Source organism: Aureimonas sp. AU12, from assembly GCF_001463705.1.
Classification (GTDB): Bacteria; Pseudomonadota; Alphaproteobacteria; order Rhizobiales; family Rhizobiaceae; genus Aureimonas.
Map to the genome: position 1 here is coordinate 1 of NZ_BBWH01000025.1, position 3979 is coordinate 3979.

Sequence of the window (3979 nt, forward strand, 5' to 3'; positions counted from 1 at the left end):
GCGGGGCCATGCTTCTGGTGCTGGGGCGCAGGCCCCGCCGTGCCGCGGACCGGCGCTCCGACCAGGCGCGTAAGATCTGAAGGCGATGGCGTCGGTGCAGGCATGGCGATTGTTCGGCCGTGGCCCGGACTCGAAGGCCGATGATCGCCGAGGGGGCGCCAGCGGATTTTAGGTGCGGAACGGGGCGGGCCGTGCCAGTCTCGGTCGCGTGTGCCCGGCGATGTCGCGTTCGGGCGAGTCGGGCGGCCGCGACGGGCCGTCCCTGCAACAGGGATCCGCACCACCCATGAAGCACGTTCTTGCCGGCCTTCTCGCCGCCTGCGTCCTCTCCACGGCCGGCGCTGGCGTCGCCGCCGAACTGAAGCCCGCCGTCATCTTCGATCTCGGCGGCAAGTTCGACAAGTCGTTCAACGAGGCCGCCTTCAACGGCGCCGAGCGCTTCAAGACCGAGACGGGCACCGCCTATCGCGAGTTCGAGATGCAGAACGAGACGCAGCGCGAGCAGGTGCTCCGCCGCTTCGCGCGCGACGGAAACTCGCCGATCATCGCGGTCGGCTTCGCCCAGCAGGCGGCGCTGACGAACGTCGCCAAGGAATATCCCGACCTCCAGTTCGCCATCATCGACACGGTGGTCGACCTGCCGAACGTACGCTCGATCCTCTTCAAGGAGGAGGAGGGCTCCTACATCGTCGGGCTGCTCGCGGCGATGCAGTCGAAGACTGGCACGGTCGGCTTCGTCGGCGGCATGGACATCCCGCTCATCCGCAACTTCGCCTGCGGCTACAAGGGCGGCATCCTCGCCACCAAGGCCGATGCCAAGTATCTCGAGAACATGACGGGCACGACGGCGTCCGCCTGGAACGATCCGGTGCGTGGCGGCGAACTCGCCCGCTCGCAGATGGACCAGGGGGCGGACGTCGTCTTCCATGCCGCGGGCGCCACGGGCGTCGGCGTGCTCCAGGCGGTGGCCGATGCCGGCAAGTTCGGGATCGGCGTCGATTCCAACCAGAACATGCTGCATCCCGGCCATGTGTTGACCTCGATGGTGAAGCGGGTGGACGTCGCCGTCTACCAGACCTTCGCGGACGCCAAGGACGGCAAGTTCACCGCGGGCACGCAGACCCTCGGCCTGAAGGAAGACGGTGTCGGCTACGCCGTCGACGACAACAACAAGGCGCTGCTGACGCCCGAGATGCTGGCGGCGGCCGAAAAGGCCAAGGCCGACATCATCGCCGGCACCACGAAGGTCCACAACTACAACACCGACAACGCCTGCCCCTATTGATCGGGGACCGGGCCTTTCCGGCCTGAGGGCGTGACCGCGAGCTGAACGAAGCCCCGCCGGGCACAATGTCCGGCGGGGCTTTTTCATGCATGGGCCGATGGGCGGACGATGGCCCGCACGGCGCTCACGTCGCCGCACCTCGTCTCGACCGCCGGCCGGCCGGATGCTATCGGCGGGCTCCGGCGATGGAGGGAGACGACGATGCGCAAGGTGATCTTCGATACCGATCCGGGGCAGGACGACGCCGTTGCGATCCTCGCCGCGCTGGGCTCGCCCGGTGAGATCGACGTCCTCGGCATCGTCGCGGTCGCCGGCAACATTCCGCTGCATCACACCGCCAACAACGCGCTGCGTCTCGTCGAACTGGCCGATCGCGACGACATTCCCGTCTTCGCGGGCGCCGACCGGCCGTTCACGCGCCGGCTGGTGACGGCCGAGCATGTGCATGGCGCAACCGGCCTCGACGGACCCGACCTGCCCCAGCCGAGCGCGAGGCTGCGCGAGGGGCACGGCGTCGACTTCATCATCGACACGGTGCGCCGAAACCCCGAGAAGAGCGTGACGATCGCCGCGCTCGGGCCGCTGACGAACGTCGCGCTCGCCATCCTGAAGGCGCCCGACATCGCCGAACGCCTCGAGGCGATCGTGATGATGGGCGGGGCCTATTTCGAGGTCGGCAACATCACGCCGGCCGCCGAGTTCAACATCTATGTCGATCCCGAGGCGGCGGCCGTGGTCTTCGCCAGCGGCGCCGACATCACCATGCTGCCGCTCGACGTCACGCACGGCATGCGCGCGACGCCTTCGCGCATCGACGCCTTCCGCCGCATCGGCAACAAGGCGGGCGCGGCGGTCACGGCGATGCTGACCTTCTCGGAAACCTACGATCTCCAGAAGTTCGGCTGGGACGGCGCGCCGCTGCACGATCCCTGCGTCACCGCCTTCCTGCTGCGGCCCGATCTGTTCGAGAGCCGGCACATCAATGTCGAGATCGAGACCGCCAGCGCGCTGACGCGCGGCATGACGGTCGCCGACTACTGGGGCGTCACCGACCGGGCGAAGAACGCCGTCTTCGTGCGCTCGGGCGATGCCGATGCCGTCTTCGCGCTGCTGGCGGAGCGGGTCGCTCGCCTGCCCTGAGACCCGCCTCTCAATAGTGCGGCGGCCGGGTGATCTCGGCGCGGGGCGCGGCGGCTTCCTCGAGTTCGAGAAAGCGCCCCGCCAGCGCCTTCAGCGTCTTCTGCAGCCGGTCGAGCATTTCGCCCTGCCGCGCCATCTCGGCCGAGAGCTCCTCCACCGTCTGGCCCTGATGCGCGAGCGCGATCTCCAGTTCGGTGATGCGCTCGCGTTCGCTGGTGGCCGCGTTGCTCATGCTGGTGTCACTCATGCGAGAATTCCCTCCAACGCCGTCCGCATCGCTGCCGGCAGCGGCGCCGGACGGCGGGTGCTGGCATCGACATGGACGTGGACGAAAAGCCCTTCGGCCGCGGCGGTTTCGGCCTCGTTGCGGAAGAGGCCGATCTCGTAGCCGACCGAGGAGGTGCCGAGGCGGGCGATCCGAAGGCCGACGCTCACCCTGTCGGGATAGCCGATCTCGGAGAGATAGCGGCAGCCGGTCTCGGCAACGAAGAACATCGTCTCGGCGGGATCGGCGGTGAGGCCCACCGAGATCAACCAGCTCGTCACCGCCGTGTCGAAGAAGCTGTAATAGGCGGCGTTGTTCATGTGGCCGTACATGTCGTTGTCGGACCAGCGGGTCGTGACCTCGACGAAGGCGCGGTAGTCGGTCCGGCGCTGCGGCGCGGGGCGGGCAAGGGTCGGCATCGGCGTCTCGTCTTGTCTCGGTGGGCTTCGGGGTCTCGAAGGCCGACATGAAGCAGGGCGCGGCGAAAGGGCAAGGGTGCATTTCGAGCGCTCCCGCCGCTGGCCCCCGCTGGCGTTCATGCGACGGCGTCGATAGTCTCGTGAGCGAACCAGCGGCAAGGATACCGGAATCGGCATGGCGCCTGCGATCGAGCTGATCGGCATCAGCAAGAGCTTCGGCGCCGTGCGCGCCAACCGGAACATCAATCTCCGGGTCGAGAAGGGCACGATCCACGGCATCGTCGGCGAGAACGGCGCGGGCAAGTCGACGCTGATGTCGATCCTCTACGGCTTCTATCAGGCCGACGAGGGCGAAATCCGCGTCGGCGGGCAGCCCGTGTCGATCCCCGATTCGAACGCGGCGATCGCGGCCGGCATCGGCATGGTCCACCAGCATTTCATGCTGGTGGAGAACTTCACCGTGGTCGAGAACGTCATGCTCGGCGCCGAGCAGTCGGGCCTCCTGTCGCCGGGCATCCGCCGCGTGCGGGCCGAACTGAAGCGGCTGGAGCGCGAGCACGGGCTGGCGATCGATCCCGACGCTGTCATCGAGACGCTGCCGGTGGGCCTGCAGCAGCGCGTGGAGATCCTGAAGGCGCTCTATCGCGGCGCCGATATCCTGATCCTCGACGAGCCGACGGGCGTGTTGACCCCGCCCGAAGCCGACCAGCTGTTCGCCGTGCTGCGGCACCTTCGCGATGCGGGCAAGACCGTCATCCTCATCACCCACAAGCTGCGCGAGATCATGGACGTGACCGACGAGGTCTCGGTGATGCGGCGGGGCGAGATCGTCGCGACGCGCCGGACGGCGGAGACCAATGCCGGCGAACT

The 3979-nt window shown here is 68.1% G+C and carries 5 protein-coding genes; 3 read left to right on the forward strand and 2 right to left on the reverse strand.

Annotation, left to right across the window (positions count from 1 at the left end):
* Window positions 1–286: 286 nt before the first annotated feature.
* Together AUL33_RS10235 and AUL33_RS10240 are read left to right on the forward strand one after the other, a co-directional pair.
* Window positions 287–1285: a BMP family protein gene (locus AUL33_RS10235; RefSeq protein WP_062207253.1), complete on the forward strand. Its 999-nt coding sequence runs from the start codon at window positions 287–289 to the stop codon at window positions 1283–1285.
* Between the two features lie 201 nt (window positions 1286–1486).
* Window positions 1487–2425, forward strand: a complete 939-nt coding sequence (locus AUL33_RS10240; RefSeq protein ID WP_062207258.1) for a nucleoside hydrolase — start codon at window positions 1487–1489, stop codon at window positions 2423–2425.
* A 10-nt stretch (window positions 2426–2435) separates the two neighbouring features.
* Here AUL33_RS10240 and AUL33_RS10245 read toward each other — a convergent pair whose 3' ends face one another.
* A complete protein-coding gene (locus AUL33_RS10245) occupies window positions 2436–2672 on the reverse strand; it encodes a SlyX family protein (RefSeq protein ID WP_244492110.1) in 237 nt (78 codons plus the stop codon).
* Window positions 2669–3109 (reverse strand): thioesterase family protein, encoded by a 441-nt coding sequence (locus AUL33_RS10250; RefSeq protein WP_062207256.1) that lies wholly within the window; start codon window positions 3107–3109, stop codon window positions 2669–2671. The genes AUL33_RS10245 and AUL33_RS10250 overlap by 4 nt, the downstream gene beginning before the upstream one ends.
* A 175-nt stretch (window positions 3110–3284) precedes the next feature.
* Here AUL33_RS10250 and AUL33_RS10255 point away from each other — a divergent pair.
* The coding region (locus AUL33_RS10255; RefSeq protein WP_156419359.1) for an ATP-binding cassette domain-containing protein at window positions 3285–3979 on the forward strand (695 nt) is incomplete at its 3' end.

Excerpts from the sequence above, each read along its gene's own strand:
- AUL33_RS10235 (WP_062207253.1), top strand. The coding sequence starts at position 287 with ATGAAGCACGTTCTTGCCGGCCTTCTCGCCGCCTGCGTCCTCTCCACG.
- AUL33_RS10240 (WP_062207258.1), top strand. The coding sequence starts at position 1,487 with ATGCGCAAGGTGATCTTCGATACCGATCCGGGGCAGGACGACGCCGTT.
- AUL33_RS10245 (WP_244492110.1), bottom strand. The coding sequence starts at position 2,672 with ATGAGTGACACCAGCATGAGCAACGCGGCCACCAGCGAACGCGAGCGC.
- AUL33_RS10250 (WP_062207256.1), bottom strand. The coding sequence starts at position 3,109 with ATGCCGACCCTTGCCCGCCCCGCGCCGCAGCGCCGGACCGACTACCGC.